The sequence below is a fragment of the Shewanella algidipiscicola genome, from assembly GCF_003605125.1.
GTDB classification, from domain to species: Bacteria; Pseudomonadota; Gammaproteobacteria; order Enterobacterales; family Shewanellaceae; genus Shewanella; species Shewanella algidipiscicola.
This window is the reverse complement of sequence record NZ_QPQT01000009.1, coordinates 168,562-185,682: the sequence shown is the minus strand read 5'-3', so window position 1 is coordinate 185,682 and position 17,121 is coordinate 168,562. Positions and strand designations below refer to the sequence as shown.

15 protein-coding genes are annotated in these 17,121 nt (G+C 48.3%); 7 read left to right on the top strand and 8 right to left on the bottom strand.

Going from position 1 to position 17,121, the window contains the following annotated elements:
* Window position 1: 1 nt before the first annotated feature.
* The 3 genes from DVO77_RS11905 to DVO77_RS11895 form a co-directional block, all read right to left on the bottom strand.
* Window positions 2-790, bottom strand: coding sequence for an ABC transporter permease (locus DVO77_RS11905; RefSeq protein WP_119978485.1), 789 nt, complete (start codon window positions 788-790; stop codon window positions 2-4).
* 9 nt (window positions 791-799) lie between these two features.
* Window positions 800-1,936 carry a cell division protein ZapE gene (gene zapE / locus DVO77_RS11900; RefSeq protein ID WP_119978484.1) on the bottom strand — a complete coding sequence of 379 codons (1,137 nt, stop codon included), beginning with the start codon at window positions 1,934-1,936 and terminating at the stop codon, window positions 800-802.
* 275 nt (window positions 1,937-2,211) lie between these two features.
* Window positions 2,212-3,138, bottom strand: coding sequence for an LpxL/LpxP family Kdo(2)-lipid IV(A) lauroyl/palmitoleoyl acyltransferase (locus tag DVO77_RS11895; protein ID WP_110455929.1), 927 nt, complete (start codon window positions 3,136-3,138; stop codon window positions 2,212-2,214).
* Window positions 3,139-3,240: 102 nt separating this feature from the next.
* Between DVO77_RS11895 and hldE the strand changes: the two genes are divergently transcribed.
* Both hldE and DVO77_RS11885 read left to right on the top strand, forming a co-directional pair.
* Window positions 3,241-4,671 carry a bifunctional D-glycero-beta-D-manno-heptose-7-phosphate kinase/D-glycero-beta-D-manno-heptose 1-phosphate adenylyltransferase HldE gene (hldE, locus tag DVO77_RS11890; RefSeq protein ID WP_119978483.1) on the top strand — a complete coding sequence of 477 codons (1,431 nt, stop codon included), beginning with the start codon at window positions 3,241-3,243 and terminating at the stop codon, window positions 4,669-4,671.
* The gene (locus tag DVO77_RS11885; RefSeq protein ID WP_119978482.1) at window positions 4,668-5,501 is read left to right on the top strand and encodes a hypothetical protein; all 834 of its coding nucleotides are present in this window, start codon (window positions 4,668-4,670) and stop codon (window positions 5,499-5,501) included. Before hldE ends, DVO77_RS11885 begins: the two co-directional genes overlap by 4 nt.
* A 75-nt stretch (window positions 5,502-5,576) precedes the next feature.
* On the opposite strand, the gene DVO77_RS11880 is transcribed toward DVO77_RS11885, so the two are convergent.
* The 4 genes from DVO77_RS11880 to DVO77_RS11865 all read right to left on the bottom strand — a co-directional run bounded on the left by DVO77_RS11880 (window position 5,577) and on the right by DVO77_RS11865 (window position 9,047).
* Complete coding sequence (locus DVO77_RS11880) at window positions 5,577-5,870, bottom strand: hypothetical protein (RefSeq protein ID WP_249038161.1); 294 nt, start codon at window positions 5,868-5,870, stop codon at window positions 5,577-5,579.
* A gap of 340 nt (window positions 5,871-6,210) precedes the next feature.
* Window positions 6,211-7,593, bottom strand: a complete 1,383-nt coding sequence (locus DVO77_RS11875) for an NAD(P)(+) transhydrogenase (Re/Si-specific) subunit beta (protein ID WP_119978480.1) — start codon at window positions 7,591-7,593, stop codon at window positions 6,211-6,213.
* 6 nt (window positions 7,594-7,599) lie between these two features.
* Window positions 7,600-7,875 (bottom strand): NAD(P) transhydrogenase subunit alpha part 2, encoded by a 276-nt coding sequence (locus DVO77_RS11870; RefSeq protein ID WP_110455934.1) that lies wholly within the window; start codon window positions 7,873-7,875, stop codon window positions 7,600-7,602.
* Window positions 7,875-9,047: a Re/Si-specific NAD(P)(+) transhydrogenase subunit alpha gene (locus DVO77_RS11865; RefSeq protein WP_119978479.1), complete on the bottom strand. Its 1,173-nt coding sequence runs from the start codon at window positions 9,045-9,047 to the stop codon at window positions 7,875-7,877. The genes DVO77_RS11870 and DVO77_RS11865 overlap by 1 nt, the downstream gene beginning before the upstream one ends.
* A gap of 331 nt (window positions 9,048-9,378) precedes the next feature.
* On the opposite strand from DVO77_RS11865, the gene DVO77_RS11860 reads away from it, so the two are divergent.
* The 5 genes from DVO77_RS11860 to DVO77_RS11840 all read left to right on the top strand — a co-directional run bounded on the left by DVO77_RS11860 (window position 9,379) and on the right by DVO77_RS11840 (window position 16,512).
* On the top strand, window positions 9,379-11,163 hold the full coding sequence (locus tag DVO77_RS11860) for an assimilatory sulfite reductase (NADPH) flavoprotein subunit (RefSeq protein ID WP_119978478.1): 1,785 nt from the start codon (window positions 9,379-9,381) through the stop codon (window positions 11,161-11,163).
* Between the two features lie 86 nt (window positions 11,164-11,249).
* The gene (gene cysI / locus DVO77_RS11855; protein ID WP_119978503.1) at window positions 11,250-12,947 is read left to right on the top strand and encodes an assimilatory sulfite reductase (NADPH) hemoprotein subunit; all 1,698 of its coding nucleotides are present in this window, start codon (window positions 11,250-11,252) and stop codon (window positions 12,945-12,947) included.
* Window positions 12,940-13,692 carry a phosphoadenylyl-sulfate reductase gene (locus tag DVO77_RS11850; protein WP_211328807.1) on the top strand — a complete coding sequence of 251 codons (753 nt, stop codon included), beginning with the start codon at window positions 12,940-12,942 and terminating at the stop codon, window positions 13,690-13,692. The genes cysI and DVO77_RS11850 overlap by 8 nt, the downstream gene beginning before the upstream one ends.
* A 611-nt stretch (window positions 13,693-14,303) precedes the next feature.
* Window positions 14,304-16,019, top strand: coding sequence for a hypothetical protein (locus tag DVO77_RS11845; protein ID WP_119978476.1), 1,716 nt, complete (start codon window positions 14,304-14,306; stop codon window positions 16,017-16,019).
* Between the two features lie 79 nt (window positions 16,020-16,098).
* Window positions 16,099-16,512, top strand: coding sequence for a DUF3010 family protein (locus DVO77_RS11840; protein WP_110455939.1), 414 nt, complete (start codon window positions 16,099-16,101; stop codon window positions 16,510-16,512).
* Between the two features lie 3 nt (window positions 16,513-16,515).
* On the opposite strand, the gene DVO77_RS11835 is transcribed toward DVO77_RS11840, so the two are convergent.
* Complete coding sequence (locus tag DVO77_RS11835) at window positions 16,516-17,082, bottom strand: peroxiredoxin family protein (RefSeq protein WP_110455940.1); 567 nt, start codon at window positions 17,080-17,082, stop codon at window positions 16,516-16,518.
* Window positions 17,083-17,121: the final 39 nt, after the last annotated feature.

Below are 17,121 nucleotides of genomic sequence, written 5' to 3'. Positions count from 1 at the left end.
TTTAGTTGGTCTTATTTATCAGTAGTTTGCCACTTGGATTAAGGACTACTCGCACTGAGAGTAGTAAGCTGGTTGTAACACATACACTGAGTACGACAAAGATAGCCAACAAGATAATCAGTTGATATTTAACCGCTAGCATGGGATCGCTACCGCCGAGAATTTGCCCTGTCATCATGCCGGGAAGTGTCACTAGTCCGGTTGTGGCCATAGACGCTAAAATTGGTGCAAGTGATTGTTTTAGTGCAGATTGCACGAAGGGCATTGACGCTTGTTTCGGCCGTGCCCCTAGGGCTAGGCGACCCTCATATTCACTGCGATTTTCCGCTAGGGCACTGAATAGACGCTGCAGGGCAACAATATTGCCGCTGAGGCTATTGCCTAACAACATGCCCGCCAGTGGGATTAAATATTGGGCGCTATAGGTGGGCGTAGGCTGCAGTAACCCAAGTAGTAAAATGGCCAGCACAGGCAGTAACGACAGGGTTATACTTGTCAATATGGGCAAAAACAGCAGCCGTTTAGGCAATTTGGCCCCGCTTAGAATCGCGCTGGCGCCAATCAATATCATGGTGGCTAACCACGTCAAGTTAAGCCAGACGCTATTAAGATCGAATAAAAATTGTAAGTAGATACCGACCAACAAAAGCTGCAACGTCATGCGCAGTACCGCAATACCGATATCTCGGCCGATCCCCAGCTGTAGCCAATGACTAATGGCCACAGGAATGCTGAGCAGTAACATAAACAGTGCTAAATCTAACCAAGTGATATCAATGGTGGCTTGCATATCGCGTCTCTAGTGATCGCTATTATCGGCAGCGGTAAGTGTAGCGGTTAAATATTGCCGCGATTGCATTTCAATCAGCCGACTCTGGGTACGCTGAAACTCAAAGGCCAATGCCCCTGGGGTATAAAGCTGCTCCAGTGGCAGAGCGGCATGTAAATACAGCTGAACTTGTTGATCGTAAAGCTCATCGACCAGAGCGATAAAGCGCCGCGCAGGATCGTCATTGGCTGCGTAGTGTAACTGCCGCTCGCCAGCTTGAGTGGGCAGTGCGCCATCTTCGGTACCCCGAGCGCGAATCCATGAGCGCGGCGTTCCGCCCAGCGGCGGAATGTCGCTGAGTAAAATAGTGCGATAACAACTGGCTAGCTCAATATAGTCCAGTTGAGATCGCGGCCCATCACAGAGGGCATCGAAGCTTAGCCAAACTGTGCTGCGGGTGCGTTTTATCACCGGGATCTGTCGACCTAAAATCTCGAGAGGCTGGGTTTGTACCTCAGAGTCATCACACAGTTGTTGAAACAGTGCGTCAAACCGAGCAGCATGGTCGTAAAAGTAGGTTTGTTGATAAGTTAATTGCCGCAAACGATGATCGAGCGGGCCGTTAAGATGGAACGCTTGAGTATGCTCATTGAGCAGGTCGATGGTAGGTAAAAAACGGTCGCGAGCTAAACCGTTTTCATACAGCTTGTCGATGGGCTTATTGGAGGTCGCAACCAGCACGATACCGCGGCGAAATAAGGCCTCAAACAGCTTGCCTAAAATCATCGCATCGCCAATATCGGCAACAAAAAACTCATCGAAACAGATAACCTTGCACTGCTTAGCGAGGCGCTGGGCAATCCGCTCTAACGGGTTTTGCTGGCCATGCTCTACTCGCATCTCTTGATGAATTCGCGCCATAAAACGATGAAAGTGCAGTCTAAGTGGCACCTTAGTGGGTAGGCTCTGGCAAAAGAGATCCATCAACATGGTCTTACCGCGGCCGACACTTCCCCATAGATAGAGGCCTTTAATGTGCGGCGTTTGGCTGTGGAGTTGTTGATACACGCGCTCTAACTGCTCGATGGCGGCTCGCTGGTGGGGATCATCGACAAAATGGGCTTCATTTTGTAATTGGGCGAATCGTTGGCGTGGAGAGAGTGACATAAACGCTGTGGGTTATTGACCAATAGCATCAGTATATCAGCATATTATGACAATAATCGAATGGGGCCCGTTTAGCATGCTTGCCTGTAAGTGAGATAAATTGTCTTAGATGGTTCGCTGTTTTGAGTGACCACAACATGGGTTATCGACCAGAGTAAAAGGGCCACCGGGAGGCGTTGAGTGTGCAGCTCTTTGCGATGCAAAGTGATTATGGGAGGTGACTCGCAGCGGGTAGCAATCAAAACGCCAGTGCAGTGCTGGCGTTATGATCAAGCTTATTGATACAGCGACGGATCGTCTTGATTAGGGCGAGTCTTAAAGCGGCGATGTAACCACATATATTGGGCGCGATTTCGATTGATGATCGACTCGATGATCTGGTTACCGCGAATGGCATCCTCGACTTCATTGGCACCGGGAAAATTATCCAGCGGCGCTTGGACTTCAATGGTATAGCCTTTATCGTCGCTGTTGCGTTCGACCACAAAAGGCAAGACTTTGGCTTTACCCAGCTTAGCCAAGGTGGTTGCGCCTGTGATGGTGGCGGCATCGGGCACATTAAAGAAAGGGATAAAGACCGCGCTTGAACGGCCAAAGTCTTGATCCGCCGTGTACCAGATGACATCGGGTGCTCTGAGGCTGCGCACCATTTGACGTAAATCTCGTTTAGGCACTAAGCCTTTGTTGGAGCGTAACCGACCATTGACCTGAAGGTATTCCATTAATGGGTTGTTATGTGGGCGATACACACCAATGCCGGGTTGAAACTGACCAAAGATACGCGCACCCATCTCTAGGGGGAGGCAATGCACGGCGAATAAGATCACGCCTTGGCCGTTAGCAAGGGTTTGCTCGACATGCTCTTGGCCTTTAATCGTCATGTGGCGTTGCACTTTGGCATCAGACCACCACCATGCGTTGGCGATATCAAAGATGGCTTTGCCTGTCTCTTCAAAATTCCGATTGAGTAAGTGTGCTTGCTCTTGCGCCGGCATATCAGGAAAGCACAGCTCTATATTTCGTTTGGCGGTATGCACTCGGCTGCCGGCCACTTTTTTGGCGAAGCGTCCGAGCATTTTACCCAGCCACATCTGCATCGGTAGGGGTAACAACTGAGTGAGCCGCATCAAGCCAACACCCAGCCAGAGAAGCCAATATTTAGGATGACAAAATGTTACGGAGAATTCTGCTTTTTCGACCACGAGTCACTCAAATGTATTAACCAAAATTACTGCATATTCTAACTCAAATATTAGGTAAAATTAGGTATAATCATGGATTAATTTTTAAAAGATAAGCCCAATATGAAGATTTCTCTGCCAGCATTTGAAAAAGCTAAAGTTCTTGTGGTCGGTGATGTGATGTTAGACAGATACTGGACCGGACCGACTGGGCGCATCTCTCCTGAGGCACCGGTACCTGTGGTGCGAGTCAACCAGGTCGAAGATAGACCGGGCGGCGCAGCTAACGTGGCTCTGAATATTGCAGCCCTGGGCGGCAATGTTCGCCTAGCGGGCATTGTCGGCGAAGATGAAACCGCGGCTGCGCTTACCCAAGGCGTGCAAGCTCTAGGTGTTGAACCTAAATGGTTCCGAGTGGCTGAGAAGCCGACAATCACAAAGCTCAGAATTTTGTCACGTAACCAGCAGTTGTTGCGTTTAGATTTTGAAGAGCCTTATCTGCCTGCACACAGCCAAGCGCTGTTAAATAGTGCCGAGAGCGAATTTGCTGATGTGTCTGTTGTGGTGCTGTCTGATTACGCTAAGGGCGCATTAGATAAGCCGCAAGAGTTTATTGCCAGAGCGAAAGCTAAGGGCATTAAAGTCTTGGTCGATCCTAAAGGCAGTGACTTTTCTCGTTATCGCGGCGCAACGTTATTAACGCCCAATATGCTGGAGTTTGAACAAGTTGTTGGGACTGTGCGTGATGAAGCCGATCTGGTTGAGAAGGCGCAGGCGTTGCTAAAAGAGCATGATTTAGAAGCCATGTTAGTGACGCGTTCAGAAAAAGGCATGACTCTTATCACTGCTAACGCACCTGAGCTACACATTCCGACCGTCGCCCGTGAAGTGTACGATGTGACTGGGGCTGGCGATACGGTTATTTCGGCGCTTGCTACCGCCTTAGCCGCGGGGAGCGATCTGCCACAAGCGTGTGCTATTGCCAATACGGCTGCGGGGATTGTTGTCGGTAAGCGAGGTACCTCAACAGTTAGCCGTATCGAATTGATTGCCGCCTTAAATTTAAGCCATGGCGAAAGTGGTTTTGGCGTGATAAGCGAAGATCAGTTAGTTTATGCGCTAGAAGAGGCGAAGCTGCGCGGCGAGCGCGTGGTGATGACCAATGGTTGTTTTGATATTTTGCATGCGGGCCATGTGAGCTATTTGCAGCAAGCCAAAGCCTTAGGCGATCGCTTGATTGTGGCGGTTAATGATGATGAGTCAGTAAAACGTCTCAAAGGCGATGGTCGTCCAGTCAATCAACTGGAGCGCCGCATGGCGGTGCTTGCTGGACTTGCGTCGGTGGACTGGGTGGTATCATTTAGTGAAGATACGCCGCAACGCATTATTGCCCGACTACTGCCCGACATGTTGGTCAAAGGTGGTGACTATCAGGTTGAGGATATCGCCGGGGGGAAAGAGGTGATTGCCGCCGGTGGCAGCGTTGAAGTGCTTGGCTTTGAAGATGGCGTATCAACCACGGCGATAATACAAAATATCATGGCGAAGCAGTGATCTCAGAGGCGCTATTGCTTGCCAGCGCTTGGCTGTGGGTCCCTATGTCCCATGGGCAAGCATTGGTCTGCCATACGCCTGAGCTTGTTCAATGTTTAGCCCAGTTACCCGGTGATGCGCGTCAGCAATTGCCGCCAAAGCGTGAGCTTCTTAAAGAGCTTGGCCACCGTGGCGCCATGGCAAAACCTATCGACCACCCCGAGATAACTGGGGTGGTATTACTTAACCCTGATAATATACCTCGGTTATTGTCGGCACGTTGGAGCGGTGAGCTATATAGCTTAACCCTTGATAATGCCGTGCAGATGACGCTCTGGCATGAACTGGGACATTTGGCCGTCACCTCTTCTGCGTCAGCGTTGTTAACTCAGCATCCGCTATCGGGTTACCAACATGAGTGGCTGGCCGATATCTACCTTGTATGGTCGCTGGCACAACAAGGACAAGGTTGTCATTTAGCTTGGCAGCAATACCATAAGCGTAATCTTGCGGTGTTTGATAATGTGATTGCTCTCTCTCATTGGTCTGCACCCATGCTGGTTCAGTTGCTGCATAGTTACAGCTGGCAAGAGTTGGGTCAGTTTGCTGATTTTGATCTGTTAATTGATGAGATTTATCCGACGTTACAACAATACCAGATAGATGAATTAAATGAGTTTGCTAGCTTGTTACATTATCTTTTTGGTCAAGGTGTTAACCATAGGTTGCCGCGCTATATGTTTTGGCGCCGGGCACAAATGGCGGATGTGATTCGACCGACATTGGAGCACCTTATGGGGAAAGCGCAGGCGCTAGCGTGGTTAGATGAACAGACGATGAGTGGCGATTAAATTTCATCACATTAAATGCCCAGAGGCTTAATAGTGAACCGCGAGTCTTAATATCTAGTGTTGCCTGCTTTTTTTCTATAGCTGTTGCCGTGGTGGACGACGTTCGCGTAGTACCACATTAGGATTAAAGTCGATGTCGCCATCATCGTTAATCGTCACCAGTTGTTCTTCCTGCTTGACTATGGCGGTGGAGGTGTGTGGCGTGCGCCTAACAAACAGCAGTTGGTAGCCCAGTTTGGCTAAAGTGTAAAACGCAAACCGCTGCGCGTTAGTGAGTCTATCCCAGTGTTCTCCTGATCTAGCCTGTTCAATACGTCTATCTTCAAAAGGTGAAAACGGATGATTTTCTACCGCACTTCCTTGCATCATGCTCTTCCTGTATAAACATTATCTGCAGGATATTTAAGCAAAACATCATCACTTAATCAAGTGTCAGGCTCGGTCTGTTATCGCTGTTTGAGGTCATTCTAACTTGGTGTTGATATTGTCTGGCAGATATCATCGACATGACTAACAATCAGCGCACGTTACGCGATAGAGAGTCGAGTACTTGTCAGCAGGTGTAAGTCTAGGGCACAGCGTTGGCAGGGGCATTATTCTGGCAGGGCGCCTGTTGGCTGAGTATAAAAAAGACCGCTCAGCGGTCTTTTTATCCATGTCTTTATGCCTTGAGATTGGGCTAAGTTATGATGCAGTAGCCCTAGCGATATTAATCAGCTTCTTTCAAACTTTGGGTTAAGTCGACAATGGCTTTCTTACCATCACCAAATAACATCAAGGTATTATCTTTTGCAAACAGCGGATTAGGTAAGCCTGCAAATCCTGGACTGAGAGAGCGTTTCACCACAACCACAGTGCGCGCCTTATCGACATTTAATATAGGCATACCATAAATTGGGCTGCCTTTATCTTCGCGCGCCATAGGGTTGGTTACATCGTTTGCGCCAATCACAATCGCCACATCAGTCTGCTCAAACTGAGGGTTGATCTCATCCATTTCAATCAATTGCTCATAAGGCACTTCGGCTTCAGCTAGGAGTACGTTCATATGCCCTGGCATGCGGCCCGCCACTGGGTGAATCGCGTAGAGCACTTGAGCACCGCGAGCTTCTAGCACTGAGGCGAGTTCACGCACCGCGTGTTGTGCCTGCGCCATCGCTAAACCATAACCTGGTACAATCACCACGCGCTCGGCAGTTTCTAGCAGCATCGCGACTTCTTCAGGTGAAGAAGAGGTCACTTTGCCAGCATACACTTCGTCGGCATCGATGGTTTCGCCGCCCTCGGCCATTACACCAAATAACACGTTAAACAGTGAACGGTTCATCGCCTTACACATGATTTGGGTCAAGATGATGCCCGAGGCACCGACCAGTGAACCCGACACAATCAATACCGTGTTACCCGTGATAAAGCCGGTTGTCGCCGCCGCAATCCCCGAGTAAGAGTTCAGCAAGGCGATTACCACTGGCATATCTGCGCCGCCAATAGGCACGACCAAGAACAAGCCCAATAATACCGACACCGCGACGAGTGCATAAATTAGCATGGTGTTGCTTGGGTCTAATACTATAGCGACCGACAAACCGATTGCAGTGATCAATAAAGCGGCATTAATCACTTTATTGCCAGGCACTTTTATGGGGTTGCCAGAGATCAACTCTTGTAACTTAGCAAAAGCAACGAACGAGCCCGACAAGGTAACCGAACCTATGAGTACCGTTAGGGCAATTGAGATCAACGCCACGATATGGGTGGCCGAGTCTGGGTCAAGGAAGCTGGCTAAGGCGATAAACAGCGATGCGCCGCCACCAAAACCGTTAAGCATTGCGACCATTTGTGGCATGGCGGTGACTTGGATTTTAGTGGCCATCAAGGCCCCAATGGTTCCGCCTAATAGCACCCCGGCAATGATCCACTCATAGCTTAAAATGCTTTGATCGAATAAGGTCACGACCACGGCGATAAACATACCTAAGGCCGACAACTGATTACCACGTACCGCGGTGCGTGGTTTAGTTAACCCTTTAATGCCCAAAATAAACAGACTCGCGGCCACAAGGTAGGCGAGATAAATAATCGTCATACTCATGTTGGCTTATTTCCTTTTAAACATGGCAAGCATGCGATTGGTAACCATATAGCCACCGACCACATTAATCGTGGCAAGTACCACAGCGATAAATCCTAATACGTTAACCCAGACACCTGCGCCAGAACCGGCCGACAGCAATGCGCCTACCAGTGAGATGCCCGAAATGGCATTAGAGCCAGACATTAACGGGGTATGCAGGGTCGGTGGGACTTTAGTGATCAGTTCCACTCCAAGAAAAACGGCCACCACGAATAGGGTGAGTAGTAATAAAATATCCATTATTGAGCCTCCTCTGGCACAGCAATGTCGGGCATGCCCAATAGCGAGCGGATCCGGGCGTTAACCACGTCTCCTTGATGCACGACGACAGTATCGCGCACGATTTCATCGTCAAAATCTAAATGAAGTTGGCCGTCATTATCGACGAGTAATTTCAATAGGTTTTCGATGTTGGTGCCATACATTTGACTGGCATGGGTTGCGGCTGTGCCTGGTACATTCGAAGGACCCAAGATCGTGACGCCATTATGCACAACGGTTTCATCGAGGCGGGTCAGCTCACAGTTGCCGCCAGTTTCGGCTGCCAAATCGACAATGATGGTGCCAGGTTTCATCCCCTCGACCATGGCTGTAGTGATAAGCACTGGCGCCTTGCGGCCTGGGATCGCTGCGGTGGTGATAACAATATCTTGTTGTGCTAGCACATTGGTCATGGCTTGCTGTTGGCGCTTAATAAAGTCATCACTTTGTTCGGTGGCATAACCGCCTTTGGTCTCGGTGTTTTCAGTTTCCAGATCCAGTTCGACAGGCTTGGCACCGACAGACAGAATTTGTTCGCGCGCGGCGGGGCGAATATCATAAGCTTCCACCACGGCGCCAAGGCGTTTAGCGGTCGCACATGCCTGTAGGCCTGCTACACCAACGCCCATGATAAAGGCGCGGGCCGGTTTTAAGGTGCCTGCAGCCGTCATCATCATAGGGAACATACGCGGGGCTTTATGGGCGGCCAGTAGTACCGCTTTGTAGCCAGCGATCGTCGCCATTGACGATAGAATATCCATGCTTTGGGCGCGCGTGATGCGTGGTACCAGCTCAAGGGCGATAGCTGTGGTGCCCGTTGCGGCCAGCGCTGTGGCGTTGTCTGGGTGAGCTAGGGGATCCATCATGCCGATAAACAGTTGGTTAGCTTTAGCCAGCGTTTTGATTTCATCAAATTGGCTGCCTTTGCAGTTAACCACAGTGATGATGTCAGCCTGCTCAAACACTTGTTCGCGGGGGGTGATAATAGCTCCGGCTTCCTGATATTGTTGATCGCTAAAACCTGCGCTTTCGCCAGCGCCGCTTTCGACAAGGATTTGGAGGTTTTTTTTGATTAACCGAGTCACGTTTGCCGGAATCAACGCAACGCGTTTTTCATCGGCTTGGCTCTCTTTTAGTAGACCTAGTTTCACTGAGAAACCTCTTAGTTAGGGACAGACGTCGTTATTAAAGTTGACTCATTATTGTGGCGTGTCTAAAAGCATACACAAGCGCGAATTTTTCATATTTGGCTTTTTAACACTGGTCAGAGCAAAAAATTTGCGCTAGACCACAATTTCTTATTTTAAATTCTGTGCTTAACTACCCATTTTTTACAGTTTTGATTTGCCACCCTCACTTTTGTAGCTCAATTAATGCACTTTGCATATTCCAAAAAGATATTAAAAATCATATTTTATTCTTTTTTGCTTTTCAAGTAAGGCTCTAAGCTAGGTCTATTACACTGATATAGGGCCGTCCTTCATGCTGTTAAAAGCGCTTTCATCACAGGCTTCGCCACTGTCTCAAGGACAGGTCGATAAGCTAAAACAACTCACGAGTGAACTTACTGCGGTGCAACTGGCATGGGTCGGCGGCTATCTGTCGGCGACTGCCGTAGCGGCAGGCGATAACGTCAGTGCGGCTAGCGCACCAGAGCAAACCATTACCCTTCTCTATGGTAGTCAAACTGGCAATGGTCGAGGCATTGCGACCGACTTGGCTGCAAAAGCCCAAGCACAAGGCTATGCCGTTAACCTCGTTTCTATGGCCGACTACAAGGTGCGCCAGTTGAAACAAGAGACCTTACTACTTGCCGTGGTCAGTACCCATGGTGAAGGCGAGGCCCCTGATGATGCCATTGAGCTACATCAGTTTTTGGCATCGAAACGTGCGCCACGTTTAGAGCAGCTTAATTATGCTGTTTTAGCGCTCGGTGACTCGAGTTACGAGTTTTTCTGCCAAACCGGTAAAGACTTTGAGCAGCGCCTAGCCGCGTTAGGTGCCAAATCGATTGTGCCGCTAACTGAGTGTGATGTTGATTATGATGTGGCTGCCAGCCAATGGCAGCAGCAGGTGTTGACTGCCGTTAAGCCGTTAATCTCGGCGTCTAGCGCGAACGTGGTCTCAATAGACGGTGTCAGCAGCGCCACTGCAGCAACTTACACTAAGCAAAACCCCTGCAGCGCCGAGGTGCTAGTGAGTCAAAAGTTGACCGGGCGTGATTCAGACAGAGATGTGCGCCATGTTGAGATTGATCTCGCTGACTCTGGGCTCAGTTATCAAGTGGGTGATGCACTAGGGGTCTGGTTTAGTAATTCAGATGCCTTGGTTAATGAGATTTTAAGTGCCTTGTCCCTCGATGGTACAGCGCAGGTGACGCTTGCAGATCAAAGCTTATCGCTTTTTGAGGCGCTTAAAGATAAGCGCGAATTAACGCAGCTTTACCCTGGACTGGTGCAAAACTGGGCACAACTAAGCGGTGATGAAGCATTACTGGCAATCAGCGAAGACCGCGAGCTGACGCGTCAGTTTTTGCTTCATCATCAACTTGCCGATCTGGTTGCTCTGTATCCGGTTGATATTACCGCTTTCCAGTTGGTCGAATTATTGCGCCCAATCACGCCGCGCCTCTATTCGATAGCATCGAGCCAAGCCGAGGTGGGCGATGAAGTCCATTTGACTGTGGCATTGGTTGCAGATGAGCGTGAAGGCGTTGCCCGTTTTGGCGGCGCGTCGCACTTTTTAGCGACCGCAGCAGAGGGCGCAGCAGTTAAGGTCTATGTTGAGCCAAACAACCACTTTCGCTTGCCTGACAACCCACAAACCCCAGTGATCATGATAGGTCCCGGCACCGGTGTGGCCCCTTTCAGGGCCTTTATACAGGAGCGTGCCGTACAAGGTGCGGCAGGAGAAAGTTGGTTATTCTTTGGTAATCCGCACTTTGAGCAAGATTTCCTGTATCAAACTGAGTGGCAGCAATATCTTAAACAAGGCACATTAACCCGCTTTGATTCCGCTTTCTCGCGAGATCAGGCGCACAAGGTTTATGTGCAGCATCGCATTGCTGAGCGCGGCGAGGCCTTGTGGCAGTGGTTAGAAAAGGGGGCCCATCTCTACGTGTGTGGCGATGCCGAGCGAATGGCTAAAGATGTGCATCAAGCTCTGCTTGATGTGGTGCAGCAATATGGCGGAAAAGATGAAGAGACGGCCACAGCATATTTAGAGCAACTTCGCCGTGATAAACGTTATCAAAAAGATGTTTATTAACCCTATGTCTTGATACCCGTAGATTTGACTAAACAGATTAACGAACAGTGGTCATGCCGCTGTTCGAAAAGGATGAGGCACTAGCCATGAACGAACAAAAATTATCAGTAAATGAACACCTAAAGACCGACAGTAACTATTTGCGCGGCACTATCGAAGAGGGGCTAGATACCTCGTTGACGGGCTCGTTCAGCGAAGGCGACCAGCAGCTGATCAAGTTTCATGGTTTTTATCAGCAAGATGATCGTGATCAACGCAATGAGCGTAAAGCGCAAAAGCTAGAACCCCTTTATAGCTTTATGTTGCGTGCTCGAGTGGCGGGTGGGGTGTGTACGCCGAAGCAATGGTTGGGAGTCGATAAAATTGCCGCAAACCTCACCAGCTCAAATAGCATTCGTCTTACGACACGTCAGACGTTTCAGTATCACGGTATTCCAAAGCGTAATCTGAAAACGTTGATCCAGGATCTCGACAAAGAGGCGCTAGATTCAATCGCAGCCTGTGGTGACGTCAACCGTAATGTGATGTGTAATCCCAACCCGGTGGAGTCTAAGCTGCATCAGCAAGCCTTTTATTGGGCCAAGCAGTTGTCGGATAACTACTTGCCGCGTACTAAAGCTTACGCCGAGATCTGGTTAGGTGATGATAAGGTGGCCGTCAGTGAGGGCGATGAAGTAGAGCCTGTGTATGGCAAAACGTACCTGCCGCGTAAATTTAAGATGGCGGTAGCGGTACCGCCAGATAATGATGTCGATGTCTACACCAACGATCTTGGCTTTATCGCCGTAGCAGAAGCGGGGGAGTTAATTGGTTTTAATATGGTGGCAGGTGGCGGTATGGGATCAACCCATGGCGAGGTTGCCACTTTTCCGCGCCTGGGTGATGATTTTGGCTTTATTAAGGCGAAGGATTGCCTTAAGTTTGCCGAAGCGGTACTTAAAGTGCAGCGTGACTGGGGTAATCGCTCCGATCGTAAACAGTCACGCCTTAAATACACCATTGTAAAACATGGATTTGATGCCTTTAAAGCTGAAGTTGAAAAGCGTGCTGGCATTAAGTTTGAGCCTAAACGTGATGTAGTGATCGGCGATCGCGGCGATCGTTATGGTTGGATAAAAGGCGTTGATGACCAATGGCATTTGACCCTATTTATCGAAGGCGGTCGGATTAAAGATCTACCAGGTCAGCCGTTGCAAACTGGACTGCGTGAAATTGCCTTGGTACACAAAGGGGATTTTCGTATGACCTCTAATCAGAACATCATCATCGCGGGGGTTGCCGAGGTTGATAAAGCACAGATTGAAGCGATTGCGCGCCGTCACGGTTTGATGGGCAGATTGATCAGCGAAACCCGTGGTCATTCCATTGCCTGCGTTGCATTGCCGACTTGTGCGTTGGCGATGGCAGAAGCGGAGCGTTACTTTCCTGATTTCTTGACCAAAGTCGAGGCGCTGCAGGAAAAGCATGGTTTCCTTGACCAAGGTATTGTTATTCGTATGACGGGGTGTCCTAATGGCTGTGCTCGTCCCTTTGCGGCTGAAATTGGCTTGGTAGGTAAAGCCCCTGGGCGTTATAACCTCTATCTTGGTGCCAGCTTTGAAGGTACGCGTTTGAATAAGCTTTACCGAGAAAATATTCAAGAGGCGGAGATTTTAGCCGAACTCGATGCCCTGTTTGCTCGCTATGTCAGTGAGCGTGAAACGGAAGAAACCTTTGGTAATTTCACTGTGCGTGTCGGCGTAGTGAAAGCGGTATTAGATGCCGCCCGGGATTTTCATGGATAAATTAATGATATCGCCAAGCCAATTACAGGCGCTGCTTGGTGCACCTAAAGTAGAGCAACAAGCTGAATTAGCAAAGATAAATGACTATCTTGCGACACTGACCGCGGCCGAACGTGTCCTGTGGGGACTAGCTTATTTACCTAGTGAGCATGGTTTGTCATCCAGTTTTGGCATTCAGGCGGCAGTGATGTTGCATCTGGTCAGTCAGGCTCAGAGTGATATTACGGTGATCTTAACCGATACAGGTTACCTGTTTCCTGAAACTTATCAGTTTATTGACCAATTGACCGAGCGCTTGCAACTGAACCTGAAGGTATACCGAGCGCCAACGAGCGCCGCTTGGCAAGAGGCCAAATTTGGCAGATTGTGGGAGCAGGGGCTCGATGGTCTAGAGCAGTATAATCGCATCAATAAAGTACTTCCGATGCAAAATGCCCTACAAGAGCTCAATATCGGCACTTGGTTTGCGGGATTAAGACGCAGCCAAGCCAGCACACGCGAAGTTTTGCCTATTTTAGCGATTCATGGCGAACGCTATAAATTGCTGCCCATAGTCGATTGGAGTAATAAAGATGTGCATCAATATTTGACTGCACATCAATTACCCTATCATCCGTTGTGGGAACAAGGTTATGTCTCTGTGGGTGATACTCATTCTACCCAACCCTTAACATTGGGAATGACAGAAGAGGAGACGCGTTTTAATGGCTTGAAGCGTGAATGTGGGCTGCACTATGAGATTTAAGGTTTGTTGGGGAAGCGCTGGTGGTGCTTTTTAATCGCAACGTTGTCACTATCGTCATGATAGATAAGCTAATAAGACGTTAGTCTTAATACTTTATTATGCTTTACGCACTTTTTTTGCACATAGTTATGCACAGGCTGGTTATTTGCTCTATAGTTGTAAGTTCCCGTAGATGGTTTTGATATGTTGTTCGGTTTTTGTGTGCATCTTATCCCGCTGGGATAGCGTAACTTTTACTTCCTTTATGAAGGTTACAGCAGGCATGGCAGCATTATCGACGCCAGCGAAAGCTTGATTGGTTTGCTAGCGCTTACTAATTATTGTAGTGGCCCTGGATAGTCCGGCGTGACTATCCAGGTGTCTGGACTCGCCAAGCCTAGCTATCTCCTTATCTTATTTCCCCACTGGTTTTTACCTGAGCCCAGTTTATTACTGTGATTATGCCACTCGATTAAGCTAAATCGTTTATGCTATCGATTTACATACATGTAGATAGTTATTTCCCTTTTTATTCATCCATATAGTATTATTTGTGCCATTAATTTTTTATGCGTAGGCTAAAGCGACTTCAACGCCTTAGCAGATTATTGATATTTAAAGGGAGTTAGTTAATGAAAAAGGCATTAGTGGCGGCAACTGTGATCGCTATCGGAGCAGGCGCTTACTGGGTTTCGCAGCAAAAGGAGCAGCCAAATAATGCGATGTTGGCCTATATTCCAGCCGACACACCTCTATTATCCGCTCAGTTTAGTCCGTTTCCTATCAAAGATTACATAGACAGTATTCCAGCATCGCAAAAGCAATATCCTGCAGAGTTACGCGAGTTGATGCGTGAAGAAGATGATCCGCGCGCTAAGTTCTTCCTCGGATTATTTAATCGCTATATGGGGAGTATTAAAGATGGGCAGACCTTCATCGATACCTTTGGTTTACCGCAAAATATCACCAGCTATTTTTATACCTTAGGTGCGATCCCTGTACTTAAGCTTGGCGTCGCTAAACCTGAGGCGATTTGGGCGTTGTTAGATAGTCTCGAGGCTGAAAGTGGGTTAGTTCATGAAATGCGCTCTTTGGATAATGTCAATTACCGTGCCTATTCATTGATGGATAAAGATGAAACAGAGCGGGTTGATCTGGTCGTCGCTATCGATAATGGGCTGCTGACCATGACGTTATCGACCAGCTTTAGTGAGCCGACTTTACTGGAAACGGCTCTGGGTATTAAGGCGGTGACAAACCCCATTGGCGACACCCATATTATTGAAGAGACTATCGCTAAACACGGTTTTTTAAAGGATGGATTAAGTTATATCAATCATCAGGAGTTGGTGAAGGGCATTACCACTCGTGACGGCAATCAATTGGCTAAGCAGTTAACTCGTCTCTTTGCCATGGCTAATGAAGATCCCTTTATCGAATTGCGCTCACAAGTATGCCGCGATGAGTTTAATGGTATCGCCAACAACTGGCCCAGAACCGTAATGGGATACACAAATTTTGAGTTAACTAAGCAGCAGACCACCATGGGGCTCAGCACGGTTATTGAAAGTAATAATCAGGTGATCATGGGCGCCGTTCAACAGATACGTGGCTTTTTACCTGCTTATACGCAAGATATTTCAAGCAGTGTATTTTCTGTCGGTTTAGGTATCGATGTGGATCAGTTTGTACCAGCAATAACAAAAGTGTGGGACGATCTGCTTACGCCATCGTATCAGTGTGAACCGCTGCGCCAAATGCAAGCTGAGATGGAAGGTCAAAGTCCGGCGATGTTAGGTATGTTTGCTGGTATGGCTAATGGAGTTAAAGGGGTATCGGTGTCGCTTATTAACTATGAGCTAAATGAAGTGGCGGCGGATGTAGAGATTAAAACCTTGGATGCAATCGTGACGCTGTCGGCAGAGGATCCCGCCACCTTGTTCAATATGGTGAAGCCATTTGCACCAGAATTAGCCAATATTCAACTTCCTAAAGATGGTAGCCCAGTTGATTTAAGCAGTGCCCTGCAATTACCGGCTTATTACGGCTTTACCGCTAATATGGCGCTTAAAGGTAATCATTTGGCTGTCTACAGTGGTGATAAGGCCCAACAAGTTGCTGATGGCTTAGTGAATGAGACGTTATCAAGCAATGGTTTGCTGACGTTATCGGCCGATTACAGCAAGCTGTTTACGCCTATGATGACGCTGATGGAGATGAGTGGTGAGCCAATTCCTGAAGAGTTAGCTGCTCTTAAAGATTACAATATGAAGATAAAGGTGGATTTTGATGTCAATGCTAACGGCATAGCGATTAACACATTTATGCAGACAGCAAGCGACAAATAAGCCATTAATCGATTTGAGCCCCACCACTATGGTGAATCATAGTGGTGGGGCTTTTTAGTTTTTACAGCAGGTGGGTCTTATGGTGATAACAGGTGTGTTTTTAAAGGGGAATGAAGCCCGTTTAGTGAGTGTTGAGGGGACCCGTGAAAGCCATAGGGTGCTGGCAAGTAAAATCAATAAACTGACTATTCCTAAGGCTCCCACTACAGAGGATATTAAGCTGTTTTGCGCCGCTTTTGAGAGCTATTGTCAGCAACATAATGTGGCGCAGTTAGTGCTTAATCGCCGCGCGACAACCGGGCAAGGTGCCGGTGGAGCAGGCACTTTTATCCTTGAGGGAGTGTTATTGACTATCGCTAATGTGCCGTTGAGCCTGGTGCATCCTGCGACGCTTAAAGCTACCGATAAGCGAACTGGTGAGTTGAAGGCTGATAAGCCTAAAACAGTTGATTTAGGCAAGGCCTACGACCTTGCCTTCGAAGGGTTAAGTTAAGGCTTAACTGCGTTTCTCTACGCCTAGCTCAGCTAAGGTGGCGGCGATATCTTCGGCTGCGGTGGCAGGGTTGATATCGTCATCAATTTTTAAGATGGTTCCATCTTTTCCGATATAAAAAGTTACTCGGCTGGCGACTCGCACTAAATTAAGCACATCAAAAGCTTTAGCCGTGGCTTTTGTCGGGTCGCTTAACATAGGAAAGTCGGCTTTTTGTTCTTCGGCAAACTTTTGGTTATCTTCAAGATCATCGACACTCGCCATCATATAAACGGCATTATACTCCCGAATAAGGTGGCCTTTTTGCACCAGTGATTTGCACTCTAACGTACAGCCATGAGTATTAGCCATGGGGTACCAAGCCAGAACTAAGGTTTGTTTGCCCAGGTAATCTTGTAGTTGGTAGAAATGGCCATCGGTTGCTTGCAATCTAAAGTCTGGCGCCTTATCGCCTACTTTTAAATCGGTTGCATGGGCAAAGTTAACGCAGGTTAGGCCGAGGATCAGAACGCTTGTGAGCCTCTTAATGTGGGCCCATCGGCTCGATAGGGGGTTGATTAATGTCTTCATATTATTGATCCTTTTATGTGGACTTTGAGTGATTGCTAG

Excerpts from the sequence above, each read along its gene's own strand:
- DVO77_RS11905 (WP_119978485.1), bottom strand. The coding sequence starts at position 790 with ATGCAAGCCACCATTGATATCACTTGGTTAGATTTAGCACTGTTTATG.
- zapE (WP_119978484.1), bottom strand. The coding sequence starts at position 1,936 with ATGTCACTCTCTCCACGCCAACGATTCGCCCAATTACAAAATGAAGCC.
- hldE (WP_119978483.1), top strand. The coding sequence starts at position 3,241 with ATGAAGATTTCTCTGCCAGCATTTGAAAAAGCTAAAGTTCTTGTGGTC.
- DVO77_RS11880 (WP_249038161.1), bottom strand. The coding sequence starts at position 5,870 with ATGATGCAAGGAAGTGCGGTAGAAAATCATCCGTTTTCACCTTTTGAA.
- DVO77_RS11875 (WP_119978480.1), bottom strand. The coding sequence starts at position 7,593 with ATGAGTATGACGATTATTTATCTCGCCTACCTTGTGGCCGCGAGTCTG.
- DVO77_RS11870 (WP_110455934.1), bottom strand. The coding sequence starts at position 7,875 with ATGGATATTTTATTACTACTCACCCTATTCGTGGTGGCCGTTTTTCTT.
- DVO77_RS11860 (WP_119978478.1), top strand. The coding sequence starts at position 9,379 with ATGCTGTTAAAAGCGCTTTCATCACAGGCTTCGCCACTGTCTCAAGGA.
- cysI (WP_119978503.1), top strand. The coding sequence starts at position 11,250 with ATGAACGAACAAAAATTATCAGTAAATGAACACCTAAAGACCGACAGT.
- DVO77_RS11850 (WP_211328807.1), top strand. The coding sequence starts at position 12,940 with ATGGATAAATTAATGATATCGCCAAGCCAATTACAGGCGCTGCTTGGT.
- DVO77_RS11845 (WP_119978476.1), top strand. The coding sequence starts at position 14,304 with ATGAAAAAGGCATTAGTGGCGGCAACTGTGATCGCTATCGGAGCAGGC.
- DVO77_RS11840 (WP_110455939.1), top strand. The coding sequence starts at position 16,099 with ATGGTGATAACAGGTGTGTTTTTAAAGGGGAATGAAGCCCGTTTAGTG.
- DVO77_RS11835 (WP_110455940.1), bottom strand. The coding sequence starts at position 17,082 with ATGAAGACATTAATCAACCCCCTATCGAGCCGATGGGCCCACATTAAG.